12 protein-coding genes are annotated in these 15,637 nt (G+C 63.0%); 11 read left to right on the top strand and 1 reads right to left on the bottom strand.

Annotated features, from left to right (window positions below; translation table 11 throughout):
* Positions 1-6 precede the first annotated feature (6 nt).
* The 6 genes from HY921_11085 (at position 7) to HY921_11060 (ending at position 7,194) form a co-directional block, all read left to right on the top strand.
* Entirely contained in the window at positions 7-318 is a 312-nt protein-coding gene (locus HY921_11085) for a helix-turn-helix transcriptional regulator (protein ID MBI5631414.1), read from the top strand.
* On the top strand, positions 315-1,424 hold the full coding sequence (gene dprA / locus HY921_11080) for a DNA-protecting protein DprA (GenBank protein MBI5631413.1): 1,110 nt from the start codon (positions 315-317) through the stop codon (positions 1,422-1,424). Before HY921_11085 ends, dprA begins: the two co-directional genes overlap by 4 nt.
* Complete coding sequence (gene topA / locus HY921_11075; protein MBI5631412.1) at positions 1,405-3,777, top strand: type I DNA topoisomerase; 2,373 nt, start codon at positions 1,405-1,407, stop codon at positions 3,775-3,777. Before dprA ends, topA begins: the two co-directional genes overlap by 20 nt.
* A 276-nt stretch (positions 3,778-4,053) precedes the next feature.
* Positions 4,054-4,950 (top strand): tyrosine-type recombinase/integrase, encoded by an 897-nt coding sequence (locus HY921_11070; protein ID MBI5631411.1) that lies wholly within the window; start codon positions 4,054-4,056, stop codon positions 4,948-4,950.
* Position 4,951: 1 nt separating this feature from the next.
* A complete protein-coding gene (locus tag HY921_11065) occupies positions 4,952-5,899 on the top strand; it encodes a hypothetical protein (protein ID MBI5631410.1) in 948 nt (315 codons plus the stop codon).
* A 5-nt stretch (positions 5,900-5,904) separates the two neighbouring features.
* Entirely contained in the window at positions 5,905-7,194 is a 1,290-nt protein-coding gene (locus HY921_11060; protein MBI5631409.1) for an adenylosuccinate synthase, read from the top strand.
* Between the two features lie 47 nt (positions 7,195-7,241).
* Here HY921_11060 and HY921_11055 read toward each other — a convergent pair whose 3' ends face one another.
* Positions 7,242-8,378: a hypothetical protein gene (locus HY921_11055; protein MBI5631408.1), complete on the bottom strand. Its 1,137-nt coding sequence runs from the start codon at positions 8,376-8,378 to the stop codon at positions 7,242-7,244.
* A gap of 150 nt (positions 8,379-8,528) precedes the next feature.
* Here HY921_11055 and HY921_11050 point away from each other — a divergent pair, with 150 nt between their 5' ends.
* The 5 genes from HY921_11050 to hutU are packed head-to-tail and all read left to right on the top strand — an operon-like array spanning position 8,529 to position 15,629.
* Positions 8,529-10,649: an adenylate/guanylate cyclase domain-containing protein gene (locus HY921_11050; protein MBI5631407.1), complete on the top strand. Its 2,121-nt coding sequence runs from the start codon at positions 8,529-8,531 to the stop codon at positions 10,647-10,649.
* Positions 10,646-11,356: a DUF3307 domain-containing protein gene (locus HY921_11045; protein MBI5631406.1), complete on the top strand. Its 711-nt coding sequence runs from the start codon at positions 10,646-10,648 to the stop codon at positions 11,354-11,356. Before HY921_11050 ends, HY921_11045 begins: the two co-directional genes overlap by 4 nt.
* A gap of 1 nt (position 11,357) precedes the next feature.
* On the top strand, positions 11,358-12,503 hold the full coding sequence (locus tag HY921_11040) for a thiolase family protein (GenBank protein ID MBI5631405.1): 1,146 nt from the start codon (positions 11,358-11,360) through the stop codon (positions 12,501-12,503).
* Positions 12,412-13,992 carry a histidine ammonia-lyase gene (gene hutH, locus HY921_11035; GenBank protein ID MBI5631404.1) on the top strand — a complete coding sequence of 527 codons (1,581 nt, stop codon included), beginning with the start codon at positions 12,412-12,414 and terminating at the stop codon, positions 13,990-13,992. Before HY921_11040 ends, hutH begins: the two co-directional genes overlap by 92 nt.
* Positions 13,989-15,629 carry a urocanate hydratase gene (gene hutU / locus HY921_11030; protein MBI5631403.1) on the top strand — a complete coding sequence of 547 codons (1,641 nt, stop codon included), beginning with the start codon at positions 13,989-13,991 and terminating at the stop codon, positions 15,627-15,629. The genes hutH and hutU overlap by 4 nt, the downstream gene beginning before the upstream one ends.
* Positions 15,630-15,637 lie beyond the last annotated feature (8 nt).

The following is a 15,637-nucleotide window of genomic DNA, read 5'->3' as shown; positions in this document are numbered from 1 at the left end:
TTAGCCATGAACGCGGACACTTTTGAAGGAAAGGTCGGACAAGCCATGGGGCTCCAGGGGCTCACTTTGCGGGGCCTCTGCCGGGCCGCTGATCTCGATCCGTCGTTCTTTTCCAAGGTCTTGGCCGGCAAGCGTAGCCCGCCCTGGGACGAGGCGGTTCTGAGGCGCTTGGCCGAGGTGCTCCAATTGGACCCGGTCGAGCTCATCCTCTCCACGGGGCGCCTGCCGAGCGAATGGCGGGTTTTGCTGGGAAATCCTAGGATTTTGAGCCAAGCTCGCCGGCTGCTGAGGGATGATATAGGCGAGGAGCTTCTGTGACCGAGGAGGAGGTGCTGGCAATCTGGCTGCGCCTCAACGCCCAGCCCGTACTCGGCCCGGACGATGTCCGGGAGCTCCTGAGCCGCGTGCCTATGGAGGAAATTTTTCGGGTCCCGCCCCGGGATTTGGCGGGCCTTTCCGGGCTTTCATTGGATGCCATCGAGCGTTTCCGGGATTGCGCTCGGGGCTTCGACGCAGCCTCCGAGTTCGAGGCCTGCCGTCGGCAGGGCGTTGGCCTCCTCGTTTCCGGCCGGCCAGGGTATCCGGAGCTCCTGCGATCCACGGCGGACAGCCCCCTTGTCCTCTACGTGAGGGGGAATCTCGACTGCGCCAAGGGCTTCCCAGTGGCTTTCGTGGGAAGCCGAACCCCCACGCCTTACGGCCGGCGCATGGTCCAGAGGCTGGCGGGGCAGGCCGCGGCCAGCGGCCATACGGTGGTCAGTGGGCTTGCCCGGGGCATAGACACGGAAGCTCATCGGTCGGCTATTAAGGAAAGCGGCGTTACCTGGGCGGTCCTGGGCTCCGGGCTCGGCCGGGTCTATCCGCCCGAGAACAAGGCCTTGGCCAGGTCCATAGAGGCCTCCGGCGGGGCGGTGATCAGCGAATTCCCGCTCGATGCCCCGCCCCTAGGCGCTCATTTTCCCCGAAGGAACAGGATCGTCTCGGGCTTGAGTTGGGCGGTGGTGGTGATCGAGGGCCGGGAGCATTCCGGCTCTCTGATCACGGCGCGCTTGGGGATTAGCCAGGGGCGAGAGGTTTTCGCGGTGCCGGGGCCGGCCGACTCGCCCCTGAGCGAGGCCCCGCACCTTTTGATCTCCCAGGGGGCTAGGCTTGCCCGGTCCTTGGACGACATCCAAGAAGAGCTTCCTCCGGCCGCCCGGGCCGGCTTTCGCCGAGTCTTTCAGGGGCACCGTTCCAACGAGGAATTGGCTCCGGAACACCAAAAAATCCTACAATATCTCGGTCCTGACGCCTACACCCTGGATGAGCTGGGCAACGCCACGGGTATTGACTTATCCCGGCTATCCCATATAATTTGCCAGTTGGAATTGGCGGATTTGGTTTCCTCTGTTCCGGGACAGCGCTATGCCAAAAAAGGAATCTAAGCCTTCTAAGAAGACTTCGACCAAGCCCAAAGCCTCCCCTTCCAAGGGAAAGGTGGGCCCGGCTTTGGTGGTGGTGGAGTCTCCGGCCAAGGAGAGGACCATTTCACGCCTGCTCAAGGGAGAGTACGTGGTCAAGAGCTCCTTCGGACACGTGCGCGATCTGCCGGTGCGCAAGATCGGAGTCAAGGTGGACCAGGGCTTTGCCCCGGAGTACGTGGTCCTGCCCCGGGCCAAAAAAATCCTCTCCGAACTCAAATCTTTGGTCAGCCGCTCCCCGTACGTCTATCTGGCCACCGACCCCGACCGCGAAGGGGAGTCCATCGCCTGGCATCTTGTGGAAATGCTCCATTTAAACGAGGACCAGATACGCCGCATTACTTTCCATGAAATCACGGCCGCGGCCATATCAGAGGCCTTGTCGAGCCCACGCCTCATTGATGAGCATCTGGTCCAGGCCCAGCAGGCGCGGCGGGTCATAGACCGGTTGGTCGGCTACAAGCTCTCCCCTCTTCTCTGGGCCAAGATCCAGAGCGGGCTTTCGGCAGGGAGAGTCCAGTCCGTGGCCGTGAGGCTGCTTACCGAGCGCGAGAAGGAAATCAAGGACTTCGCCTCCGAGAAATTCTGGACCTTGGCCGCGCTTCTGGAGAAGGCGGGGACCCCGCCCGCTTTCGAGGCCAAGCTCATCCTTTGGAAGGGACAGAAAATCGAGGTCACAAAGACCTTCGACCTGTTCGAGGAGCAATACCGGGTGCGCCTGACCGTGCTGCAGAAGCCAGCGCAGCTGCAGGAAATCCAGGACGTCATTTCCAAGGGCGTCTTCAAGGTCGTCAAGGTCGAGAAAAAAGAGGTCCGCCGCCGACCCTCGCCGCCATTCTCCACCAGCACCTTGCAGCAGGCCGCTTCCCAGAAGCTGGGATTCGCGGCCGAGCGCACCATGCGCGTGGCCCAAACCCTTTATGAGGGCGTGGACTTGGGCACTCCCGATCCGGTCGGGCTTATCACTTACATGAGGACGGACTCCTTCTCGATCTCGACATCGGCCGCGGAGGAGGCGGCCCGCTTCCTCCGCGAGAAGTTCGGCCCAACCTACGTGCCCAAGGAGCCTCCAGTTTATCAGACCAAGGCCCAACGCGCCCAGGAGGCCCATGAGGCCATCCGTCCCACCAGCATTCTGCGCACCCCCGACCAGGTGCGGCCCTATCTTAATCATGACCAAAGCCGGCTTTACGACCTTGTATGGAAGCGTTTCGCGGCCAGCCAAATGACAGAGGCCCTTTATGACACGGTTTCGGCGGACATCGAGAGCGGTCCGGCCCTGTTCCACGCCACCGGCCGCAGCCTGAAATTTGACGGCTTTTTGCGCGTTTTCATGGGCAACTTCTCTTCCCAGGAGGAGACTGATGAGTCCGAGGCCGCCGAGGAGGAGGAGGGGCGCCTGCCGCTCCTGGTCCAGGGAGACGTGGTTTCGCTCGTTTCCTTCAAGCCCGAGGAGCACCAGTCGAGTCCCCCGCCCCATTACAACGAGGCGAGCCTAATCCGGGCCATGGAAAAGCACGGCATAGGCCGGCCCTCCACTTACGCGCCGACTATAAAGACCATCGTCGATCGGGGCTACGTCCGGCGCGGGATAAAGGACCGCAAACTCCTCCCCTCGGAGCTAGGCATCCTGGTCACCGAAAAGCTCAAGAAATATTTCCCGGAAGTCGTGAGCCTCACCTACACCGCCGAGGTTGAGGAGAGGCTTGATTCGGTCGCCGAGGGTCGGGAGATGTGGGACCGCGTGGTCCGGGAGTTCTACGCCCCGTTCCTTAAGTCGCTCGAGGCCGCGTCGCGCGAGATGGAGGTTTCAAAACTGGAGCCTCAGAAGACGGACGAGAAGTGCCCCCTTTGCGGGGAGATGATGCTCATCAGGGAGAGCCGCTTCGGCAAGTATCTCTCTTGCTCGGCCTTCCCAAAATGCAAGGGCAAGATCCAGCTCAATGCCGAGGGCCAGAAAGTCGTGCTGGAGACCACCGGAGAGCTCTGCGACATGTGCGGCAAGCCCTTGGTGATCCGGACCGGCCGCAAGGGCCGCTTCCTGGCCTGCTCCGGCTATCCCGCCTGCAAGACCACGTTTTCCTTGGATGCGGAGGGCAAGAAAATCGAGAGCTCCCGGCCTTTGGCCACGTCCCGGCCCTGCAACAAGTGCCAGCGCCCCTTTTGGATCAGGCAAGGCAAGAGGGGCTATTTTCTGGCCTGCTCGGGCTTCCCCAAGTGCCGCAATCTAAGGCCCGTTTCCAAGGAAGAGGGCGGCAAGCTCCGCGCCGAGGCCGAGATGCTTCTGGCCCAGCTCAAGGCGCAAAGAAGCACTTAAGGCCCTGTCAAGTAATAATATGATCAATTTGGCCGAGCGATTTTGGAGCGAGACAAGGAGCAAGGAGCGAGCATACCCGCAGCGGTATGTGAGCGACGAGCGACGCGGTCGCAGCCCAAAAGCGCTCGGCCCCTTCGGGGAGGCCCGAGCTTGGCCGATTTCTTCGTTGCTCCTCGGTCACATAGCTACCGCCATGCTCCCTCGTCGCGCCTCGAACTCGCCTCAAGCTCGGGCCTCCAAATTGATCATATTATTACTTGACAGGGCCTAAGGCCCGTGAAAGTCTGGATGCAAAAGTTCTTGACGGACCTGCGCGCCTCGCGCAATTACTCCCCCCACACTTTGCGGGCTTACGAATCCGATCTGGCGCATTTCCTGGCGGCTCATCCCGAGCTCAAGACCGAGCGCCTGGACCGCTCCCATGTCCGGGGATACCTGGCCCGCTTGCAGCAGGACCAGGGTCTCAGGCGCAACTCTCTTTTAAGGCGTCTTTCGGCCCTGCGCAGCTTCTGTCAATTTTTGCGCCGGCAGAGTGCCTTGAAGAGCGATCCCTTCCTTAATCTTCCCTTGCCCAGGAAGGAGAGTCGCTTGCCCAAGTTCCTGAGTGAGCGGGAGATGCAGGATCTCTTATCCCGGGGGGGGGATCCCCGCTCGCCTTCCCGCGCCCGGGACCGGGCCATCGTGGAGCTGCTCTACTCGAGCGGCCTGCGGCGATCGGAGCTCTCCTCCCTCAACGCGGGGGATGTGGACTTCATGGCGGGCTTCGTCAGGGTATTCGGCAAGGGCTCTCGCGAGCGTCTAGTTCCCGCGGGAACGTCCGCCTTGGGCGCCTTGAGGGACTACCTTAAGACTCTCCCGAGAGGCCGCCCCGAGTCCGGGTCAGCGCCTCTCTTCGTCAACGCGCGCGGGGAGAGGCTGAGCGGCCAAGGCGTGGCGTTGGCCGTGCGCAACTGGCTGCGCGGCGCCAGGTGGCTTAAGTCCGTCACGCCGCACGCCTTCCGCCATAGCTTTGCCACCCACCTTCTCAACCGAGGCTGCGACCTGCGCTCGGTGCAGGAAATGCTCGGACACAGGAGCTTGGCGACCACTCAAATTTATGCTCATATTTCCTTGGATCACTTGAAGAAAGTCTACCAGGAGGCCCATCCCGCCGTCGCGCCCGAAGAGGATTAGCATGCAGGAGAAAATAAGCCTCCTGATGGAGGAGACGGGCTGCGACCGCGGCCAGGCCGAGCTGGCCTTGGAGATGTGCGGCTACGTCGTGGAGGAGGCCATCAAGGCCATCCCGCGCCTGATCAAGAACATCGTCGTGGTCAAGGGCAAGTTCGCCCACCACGGAGAGAGCCAGTACGGCCTGATCCTGGGCATATTGAACGTGAAATCCAACGTCCTCATGCGCTGCCGCGCCGTGCTGTCCTTCAACCCGGCGGTCTACACCGCTTCCATCGGCCAAAACTGGTTCGAGTTCGAGAAGCAGCTCTACGGCTGCCGCCTCTGGGAAGGGAGCCTGCCGGCCGAGAGCCTGGAGATGGAACAGCGGCTTTCTCATTATTTCCGCAAGGCCCTGGAAATTCACGGGGCGGAGCTCGCTTGGACGGCCGAGGACGCTCTCGAGGCCGAGGTCTTGGCCGTGTTCCAGTCTTTTTTCCGCAGCTCCGACCTTCGCTTATCCATGAAGCGAGAAATCTTGAACCTCGGCCAATTCCAGTCCCTGCGCAACGACCCGGAAGGCCTGAGGCGGCCCCAGCCCCGCTCCCAGCCCAGGGCCGAGTATCTTCTCATCCTCAAGATCGCCCTGGAGGAGGACGGCCAGGGCACGGCCGCGGCGGACCTGCGCGCCGGGGATACGGTGATGGCCCGCATCGATGACTCTCGCGACATCGCGCAGTACCTGGGCAAGCTCTTTGGCGGCATTTCCGAGAAGGGGCCCATTCCCATTCTGGTCCCGGTGGAGGCCCTCGAGGCCACGGAGGCGGGGATATTGGCGCGGGTCCGTTTCTCCCTTGGTGTTTGCGGCGACGTGGAGCTCAAGCGTGACTGCCGGCTCAAGGTTCTCCACAACACTTTGCACAGGCAAAAGACAGACACCCTCCCTTGGTGGAGGAGATTCTTCCAAGGATAAACGGCATGGCACTAGTGGTGGTCGGGGCCCAATGGGGCGACGAGGGCAAGGGAAAAATCGTCCATTATTTGAGCCGCAAGGCGGATTTCGTGGTGCGTTACCAGGGGGGCAACAACGCGGGGCACACCGTGGTCTTCGACGGGAAATCCTTCGCCCTGCACCTCATTCCCTCCGGCATTCTCCTGCCTCGCGCGCGCAACGTGATCGGGAACGGCCTGGTGGTGAGCCCCCAGGCCTTCGCCTCCGAGGTGCGCCTCCTGGAGAGCCGGGGCATCACGGTGCGCGGAAGGCTCTTCCTCAGCCTGTCGGCGCATGTGATCCTGCCCTACCATATCATCCTTGACACTTTGCGCGAGGAGGGGGGGCGGGGCATCGGCACGACCAAGAAGGGCATCGGGCCCTGCTACGAGGACAAGGTCGCCCGCATCGGGATCAGGGTCTGCGATTTCCTGGAGCCGGAGACCTTCAAGGCTTTGGTCGGCCAGAATTTGAAGGTGCGCGCGGCCGAGCTTTCGCGGGCCAAGCCCTTGGCCGCCATCCGCGAGGACGTCTTCCGAGACTACGACAAGCTCAGGCGCTACCTAGCACCCTTTTGCTGCGACACTTCCGAGCTTTTGAGCGAGGCCGTGAAGGCCGGCAAGCGGCTGCTCCTTGAAAGCGCGCAGGGGGCGATGCTCGACTTGGATTTTGGGACCTACCCATTCGTGACTTCATCGAATCCCATCGCCGGCGGGGCCTGCGTGGGCGCCGGGATCGGCCCCCAGGCCGTGGATGCCGTGATGGGGGTCACCAAGGCCTACACCACGCGCGTGGGCCTCGGGCCCTTCCCCACCGAGGTGGAGGGGCGGGTGGCGACCTACATCCGAGAGGTCGGCAAGGAGTACGGAACCACGACCGGACGTCCGCGGCGCATCGGCTGGCTCGACATTCCCCAGCTGCGCGCGGCCATCCGGGTCAACGGGATGACGAGTCTTGCCATGACCAAGCTCGACACCTTGGCCAACATCCATCCCCTGAAGGTCTGCGTGGCCTATCGCTATCGCGGTCAGCGCCTCGCGGAGTTCCCGATCTCGCGCCGGGCCCAGCTCGAGGTCGAGCCCGTCTACGAGACCTTCCCGGGATTTAGCGGTGACGTTTCCCGCGCGCGAAGCTTCGGGGTCCTGCCGCCCTCGGCCCGCGACTACGTCCAGCGCATCGAGAAGTGGCTCGGCGTTCCCGTGGCCATCGTCTCGGTGGGCCAGAGCCGCGAGCAGACCATAGTGCGCAATTCCGCGGCTTTGGGGTCGTTCAAATAAACCCTGATCGGAGGGCGCTCAAGGGGACGGCTTCGATATCCGACGACTTATCTCCGGGGCTTTTGGGCTTCTTCCCAGATATCGTTGGCCTTTTTGGCGCGGCCGTGGGCGATCAGATATTTGATCAGATTGGCGTAGGCCAGGGATTTGTGCGGGGGATGGGCGGTGTAACTCTCCGAGCCGCCGCTGATCGTGCCATCGCCCCGGCCGTCCATGGCGCGGGCGAGCAGATAGGCCTGGTCGAATTTATCCGCGGCCAATAGCTTTTCGATAATGTCGTATCTGATGGCGTCGACGTCCGAGTGACGCAGGAGGGATTCTCGAGGCAGTCTTGCCTCGTAGTCCGCCAGGACTTGGACGGCCTTGTCGAGGTCGCCGCGGCCCATATAGGCTCGAGCGACGGTGAGCCATCTCATCGAGTCGGGGGCGTAGTAGCGTGACATCAAGGATGAGGCTTCGTCGATGGAGCCGCTTTCAAGGAGACCAAGGACGATTTCGTCTATCACGTTTTCTTTTCTTCGTGCTTCGGCGCCCAGCCCCAAGGCTTCCTCCAGGCGGTTTTGTCGAGCCAGGGCCTTGGCCACGATGCCGAAATAGTAGTCGTCTTCCCGCTGGGAATCCCCCAGCATGACGAGGGCGCGCTTGACGTCGCTTTTGGCCGCCGCCTCGAGTTCGTTCTCGGCGACGGGCTTGAGCCGGAAAGGAGAGCGTAGGATGTAGCGGGCGGAGGGCTTGCGGATGACTATGGTCACGATTTCGGCGAGATCATAGGAAGCCGGGAAGCGCTTTGAATCGAGCTCGAGCCAACCCCCATTGGGGCTATGTCCCTCGACCCAAGAAAGATCCGAGAAGGATTGGTAGAGGGAAAAGTCGTTGTTCCCGTTCCTGACGATGACGAAGGTTCCCGGCTTCGGAGAATCAAAATAATGCAGGGCCGAGGGAAGATAGCGGTAGCGGCCTATAGGCTTGCCCAGGTAGACCGGGACTTTTTCCGTCTTGAATCCGCCCCAGACGCTTCTCTCGACCCAGGCCGCGGGCACGTCCACAGGCTTTCTCTTGAGCGCCAGGGAAACGGCGACTCCTTGGCCGAAGTCTTGCGCCTTGATCTGCTCGAGCGAGCCGGCGTGGCCGAGGCGGGCCGAAATGGGAAAGAGGGCTACCATGAAGAAAATCTCGCGCAACATGAAGGGCTCCTTTAATCGCGAATTTCGACTACTACTATTATACGGAGGACGGGCCAGGATGTCTCCGGCCTTAAGGCCTATGTCGGATAGGCCCTGGGCCCAGTTCTAGACGCGGTCCGTCCTCGGGCTGTAATCTGCTAGAATCGCCGAGTGAACCCAGCGGCGCTCAAGGCCGGGCTTAAGAGCCGGTTCCCTCTATATTTTTCCCTCCTCTTCACCGTCCTCTTCTTCCTCCTGTACTGGCCGGGCATGCTGGGGCTTCCTTATCCAGGCGCTTTTCGGCGCCTTGAAGACTTGTGGCAGGACCGGCTGTTCAAGATGCGCCGCTCGGAGCTCAGAGGCGGGGACCCCCGCCTCCTAATCGCGGCCCTGGACGCCGAGACCGGGAAGAAATACGGCTTCCCCCTTCCGCGCCGGATCCACGCCCGTCTCCTGGACCGCCTGAAATCGTACGGCGCTAGAACCGTGGTCTTCGATGTGATGTTCCTGGAGCCGCGGGAGGACGACTCGGAGCTGATCGCGGCGACCAAGCGGTTCGGTCGGGTCATCCACCTGTACCACACCGAGACCGAGGAGACTACGGCCGGGGAGGTGGTGAAGCTTAACCTCCCCATCCGCGGCCTGGCCCAGGCTTCCCAGTATTTGGCCTACCCGGACGTGAACGAAGTCCTAGACGAGGACGGCCATTTGCGGCGGGCGAAGCTCTTCGACCGGCGCTATTTCAATCCGCAATTCCCCGGCCGCTCGGCGGCGAGCCTGGACGCGGCGGGTCTGGCGAGCTTCTTGGACAAGCCCCTGGAGAAGCTGGAAGGCGAGTTCGCCTCTCCGTGGCCGCGGCTTCTCCTGCTCAATTTCCGCGCCCCGCGCCAATGGCTGGCCCATCCCCTTCGGGATGGCAAGCTCGCGGGGGAGGTGGCCAATCTCCCCGAGATCTCCTCCCCTTACGCCAGGATTTCCGCCATGGATATCTTGAGCGGGGAGCTCTCCTCCGAGCAAAAAGCGGGCCTGAAGGGCGCGCTCGTGATCGTGGGCTCCACCTCTATCGGCTATTTCGACCATTATCCGACGCCCTTCCTCCCCCAGGCTCCGGGGGCCGAGTACCATGCCAACGTGATAGACAATATCCTCAACGGCGACTTCTTAAGGCCCGTCCCGAGGGCTTACACTCTTCTCATCCTTTTGGTGATGATTTGGGCCCCTTATTTTCTCCTAAGAACGCCGCCCCCGGCCAGCGCGGCCGCGGCGGCCGCGCTGGCTTCTGCTTGGTTTGCGCTGGCTTACTGGGGCTTCGGGCGTGGCCTGCGCGTGGATTTCGTGGCCCCGCTCACCGCGCTGGTTTCCTGCTTCCTGGCCCAGACCGTCCATCGAGTGCGCCGGGAGGGCCAGGAGAAGAAATTCATCAAGAACCTCTTCGGCCAGTTCGTGGCTCCCCAGGTGGTGGACGATCTGGCCCGCAATCCGAGGAAGGTGCGTCTCGGTGGAGAGAAGCGGGACATGAGCATTTTCTTCCTGGATATAGCCCATTTCACGGACCTTTCCGAAAAAATGCCGCCGGAAGACCTGATCCTGTTCCTCAACCGCTATCTTTCCGCCTTGAGCCAGGTGGTGCACGATCACCAGGGCGTGGTGGACAAATACATCGGTGATTGCATCATGGCCTTCTGGAACGCCCCCCTGTCTTTGGAGGACCATCGGGCCAAGGCCTGCCTGGCGGCCGTGGAATGCCAGGAGGTGCTCCAGAAGCTCAACCAGGGCCTGGACTCATCTTTCCCCTTGACCCCGGCCATTCGCATCGGCTTAAATTCTGGGATGGTCACGGTGGGGCTGACCGGGAGCCAGAAGAAACTGCAGTACACGGTCATTGGAGACGAGGTGAACCTCGCCTCGCGCTTGGAGGGGGCCAACAAATTCTTCGGCTCGCGGATCATGGCGAGCCAGAACATGTACGAGGGCGCGCGGCAGGCCGTCGAGGCCCGCCCGCTCGGCCGCATCCAGGTGGTGGGTAAGGAGTCCGCGGTCCAGGTCTACGAGCTCTTGGCGAGGAAAGGAAGTCTTTCCGCCGAATGGGAGAAGGCCTTGCCTGCGTATGAGGAAGGGATGTCTCGCTTCCAGGCTCGCGACTACGTCCAGGCCGAGGCGGCCTTCGCGCGAGCCCTGGAGGTTTTTCCGGATGATGGACCGAGCCTATTTTACCTTGAAAAATCGCGGCAATTCCGGCAAGAACCCCCGCCCGCCGGCTGGAACGGGGTTTTCCAACTGACCGGCAAATGACGATTTTCTGGCGGCTCCTCTTCGGCCACCTCCTGGCCGATTTCACCTTCCAGACCGACCTCATCAACCGTTGGAAGCGCTCAAGCCTTTGGGGAATGCTCATCCATTGCGCCACGCATCCGCTGTGCTACGCGGCTTTGGCCTATCCTTACCTTAATGAGGTCTGGGTGGACCTCCCCTTCCTCTCGCTCAGGGGCTGGGCCTGCATCCTGATCGTCTTCGCGGCCCATTTTCTGGAGGATCAGTGGCGGGTGTTCACCATATTCAAGTACAACACCCCCGACAATACGCTTTATTTTCTTTGGGATCAAATAATCCACTACGCCGTGATTTTCGCGGTGATCCCCATGGGCTTGAAGAGTGCCGGATTCGCCTTGATCCCCGAGAAATGGCCGATTTTGGGCTGCCTTTTCGTCCTGACCACTCACGCGGCGACGGTCCTGGTCTATTTCATCGAGAAGGACATCCAATTCCGGGCTTTTCCCGGCCTGCAGGAGAAATGCGCGACCATGCTCGAGCGCCTGGTTCTGAGCCTGTGTTTCCTTGTTCCGAGCCAAGCCTTCCTCCTCTTGGCTTTGGGGTGGATCGCCTTCATGCACTTCGTGAGGGCCAAGCGCCTGCTCGATCTTTCCTGGGTCAGCTTCTACCTGGGGGGCTCCATCGCGGCGCTCTGCGGGCTGGCGGGCCGTATGATATACTATCACTGAAATGAGCGAGGTTTTGATCCTCTCGGCCTGCCGCACCCCCATAGGCTCCCTTAACGGGATTTTGGCCAGCTACACAGCACCCCAACTTGGGGCCAAGGCCGCGGCCGCGGCGCTCTCCCAGGCCCAAATCAAGCCCGAGGATTTGGGCGAGGCGGTGCTGGGTAACGTGATCTCGGCGGGCATCGGCCAGGCCCCGGCCAGGCAAGCCGCGATCTTCGCGGGCATCCCCGCCTCGGTGGGTGCGACCACCGTCAACAAGGTCTGCGGCTCGGGCCTCAAGGCCGTGATGATGGTAAGCCAGTCCATCCGCCTCGGGGAGGAGGACTACGGCTTGGCCGGCGGCATGGAGTCCATGAGCAAGGCTCCCTTTCTCCTGGACAAGGCCCGCTCGGGCTACCGCTACGGCAACTCGGTCCTAGTCGACTCGATTTTGAGGGATGGGCTCATGGACCCCTACTCGGGAGTCCACATGGGCGATTGCGGGGAGATGTGCGCGGCGAAATACGGGATCACCCGCGTCCAGCAGGACGAGTACGCGGCGCGCAGCTATCAAAAAGCCCTCGAGGCCCAGAAAAACGGCGATTTCGCCGCGGAAATTTGCCCGGTGGACGGGATCGCCGCGGACGAGGAGCCCGGGCGGGCCAGGCTCGACAAAATGGCCAAGCTCAAGCCCGCCTTCAAGCCCGATGGAACTATTACGGCCGCCAACGCCTCCAAGCTCAACGACGGGGCCGCGGCCTTGGTCCTTTCGAGCGCAAAGGGGGCGGCCGGCAAGAAGGCTTTGGCCCGCGTCGCGGGCTGGGCGACTCACAGCCAGGAGCCGCAGTGGTTCACCACGGCTCCCGCGGGGGCCGTGGACAAGCTTCTCCAAAAACTCGGCTGGAGCAAGGAGTCGGTGGACCTTTTCGAGGTCAACGAGGCGTTCAGCGTCGTGGCTTTGGCCGTGGCCAAGCTCGCCGGCCTTTCCTTGGAGAAGATCAACGTCAACGGCGGGGCCGTGGCCCTCGGCCACCCCTTGGGCGCCAGCGGCGCCCGCATCGTCGTCACCTTGGCCCATGCTTTGGTACGGCGAGGCCTCAAGCGCGGGGTGGCGGGAATTTGTCTCGGGGGCGGGGAAGCCGTTGCGGTCGCCATCGAAAAAGTCTAGGCCGTTCGTCCTGGGCTCCAAAACTTCCCTATCGGACCTTGTCTCTGTCTGTTTTTCCGGCCGCCCGGTCGCCCTAAGCCCCGAGATCCGCAAGAGGCTCCAAAACGGCCGGCAGGCGCTCCTCAAGGCCGCGGCCGGCGGCAAGGCCGTTTACGGCGTGAACACGGGCTTCGGGGAACTCGCTTCCCGCCGCATTCCCGAGACCCAGCTCAAAATCCTCCAGCGCAACCTGGTTTTGAGCCATGCCTGCGGGGTGGGAGAGCCCCTGAGCCCCAAGGAGGCCCGGGCTATCCTCTTTCTGCGCGCCAACGAGCTTGCGCGCGGACGCTCGGGGGTGCGCCCCGCGGTCGTGGAGCTCATGGCCGGGCTTTTGAACGCGGGGGTGGCCCCCCTGATTCCCAGCCGCGGCTCGGTGGGCGCCAGCGGAGATTTGGCGCCGCAAGCCCACATGGCCCTCCTCCTCTTAGGGCGGGGCGAGGCTCTTAGCCAGGGCAAGCGAATCCCCGCGGCCACGGCCCTCAAGCTCGCCCATGCCGCGCCACTCGACCTCGGGGCCAAGGAGGGGCTGGCCCTTCTCAACGGAACCCAGGCCATGCAGGCGGTGGGGGGCCTGGCCCTCCACCAGGCTTTCCGCGTGTTCCGGGCCGTTCAGCTGGCGGGGGCCATGAGTCTCGAGGCCATGACCGGGACTCCCGCTCCTTTCAACGAGGGGCTTCAGCGGTTGAAGCCGCATCCCGGGCAGATCGAGGCCGCCCGAGAGCTGCGCACGCTCCTGGAGGAAAGCGCCATTCGGGAATCCCACCGGGAGAACGACCCCAGGGTCCAGGACCCCTACAGCCTGCGCTGCATGCCCCAGGTCCATGGGGCGGCCCTCGACCTCTTGAATCAAGCTCTGCGAACCCTGGAAATCGAGCTCCAGAGCGTGACCGACAATCCCCTGCTGGTGGATGGCCGGGCCGTTTCCGGGGGCAATTTCCACGGCCAGGCCCTGAGTTTCGCCTTCGACATGGCGGGAATAGCTTTGACAACCTTGGGAAATATTTCAGAAAGAAGAATCTTTCAGTTAATTTCGGGGCAAGCCCCGAAATTAACTCCATTTTTGGCCCGAAATCCCGGCCTTGAGTCGGGCTGGATGATCGCCCAGGTCGCGGCCGCGGCCTTGGCCTCGGAGAACAAGGTCTTGGCCCATCCCGCCTCCGTGGACTCCATCCCGACCTCGGCCAACAAGGAGGATTTCGTGAGCATGGGCATGGGGGCCGCGCTCAAGCTCAAGCGCATCGCCTGGAACGCGGCCCAGATCGCGGGCATCGAGATGCTCTGCGCGGCCCAGGGGGTCGAGGCCCACGCCCCGCTTGTGCCTGGGCGCGGGGTGGCCCGGGGCTTGGAGCTCCTGCGCCGGGAGATCAAGCCCAACCGCGGCGACGAGGTCCTTTCGGGCAAGATGGAGCGGGCGCGCGAGCTCGTCCTGGCCGGAGGCTTCGATCCATGAGGGCCGTCAGGGCGCCGCGGGGGAGCCGCATCTCCTGCCGGGGCTGGCAGCAGGAGGGGGCCCTGCGCATGCTCATGAACAACCTTGACCCCGAGGTGGCCGAGAGGCCCCGGGACCTGGTGGTTTACGGCGGGCGCGGCAAGGCCGCCCGGGACTGGAAGTCATTCAAGGCTATCGTTAGGTCCTTAAAAGCCTTGAAGGATGATGAAACTTTGCTCGTCCAATCCGGCAAGCCCGTCGGGGTTTTCCGCACTTTCGAGCACGCCCCGCGCGTGCTCATCGCCAACTCGAACCTCGTCGGGCGCTGGGCCACCTGGGAGCATTTCAACGAGCTCGAGAAAAAGGGGCTCATGATGTACGGGCAGATGACGGCGGGCTCCTGGATATACATCGGCACCCAGGGCATCGTCCAGGGAACCTATGAGACCTTCGCCGCGGCCGCGCGCAAGCATTTCAACGGCTCTTTAAGCGGCCGGCTGGTCGTCACCTCGGGCCTCGGGGGCATGGGCGGGGCCCAGCCCCTGGCCGCGACCATGAACGGGGCTGCCTTTCTGGCCGTGGAGGTGGACCCCGCCCGCATCGAGATGCGCTTGAAGACCCGCTACCTCGACGCCATGGAGACCAGTCTGGACGCGGCCCTGTGCCGCGTCCAGGAGGCTCGAGAGAAAGGCGAAGCCCTTTCCGTCGGGCTTTTGGGCAATGCCGCCGACATTATTCCCGAGCTCGCCCGTCGAAAAGTTCCGGTGGATTTGCTCACCGACCAGACCTCGGCCCATGACCCCTTGGTGGGCTATATCCCGAAGGGACTGTCGCTCGGTCAAGCTGCGGGACTGCGCGCCGCCAATCCCCAAGAGTACCTCTCCCGGGCCCGGCAATCCATCGCCAAGCATGTCCAGGGCATGCTCGAGCTCAAGCGCCAAGGGGCTATCGCTTTCGACTACGGCAACAATATCCGGGCCATGGCCTACCAGGCCGGGGTTAAGCGCGCTTTCGACATCCCGGGATTCGTCCCAGAGTTCATCCGGCCGCTTTTCTGCGAGGGCAAAGGCCCTTTCCGCTGGGCCGCCCTCTCCGGAGACCCGCGCGACATCGCGGTCACCGACCAGGAGGTCTTGAAGCTATTCCCCAAGGACGAGGCCTTGGCGCGCTGGATTCGCCTGGCCCGTGAGAAAATCGCCTTCCAGGGCCTGCCCGCGCGGATCTGCTGGCTGGGCCTGGGAGCCCGGGCCGAGATGGGGCTTCGCATCAATTATTTGGTCAGGAAGGGAAAGCTCGCCGCCCCGGTCGTGATCGGCCGGGACCATTTGGACGCCGGTTCGGTGGCCAGCCCCCACCGCGAGACCGAGGGCATGAAGGACGGCTCGGACGCGGTCGCGGATTGGCCCATCTTGAACGCCCTCCTCAACACCGCCTCGGGAGCCTCCTGGGTGAGCTTCCACCATGGAGGAGGGGTGGGGATCGGCTATTCGCTCCACGCGGGCCAGGTTTGCGTGGCCGACGGGACCAAGGGCATGGATGCGCGCCTGGAGAGGGTTCTCACCAATGACCCCGCCCTCGGGGTGGTCCGCCATGCCGATGCTGGTTATCCTGAAGCCGTTAAAACCGCAAAGGGGAAAAAGCTCAAATGGGGACTTTGAGACTCTAA

Source organism: Elusimicrobiota bacterium (assembly GCA_016218575.1).
Lineage (GTDB): Bacteria > Elusimicrobiota > Elusimicrobia > UBA1565 > UBA9628 > JACRDN01.
The sequence above is the reverse complement of the archived record's forward strand: the minus strand, read 5'-3'. Positions and strand labels throughout refer to the sequence as shown.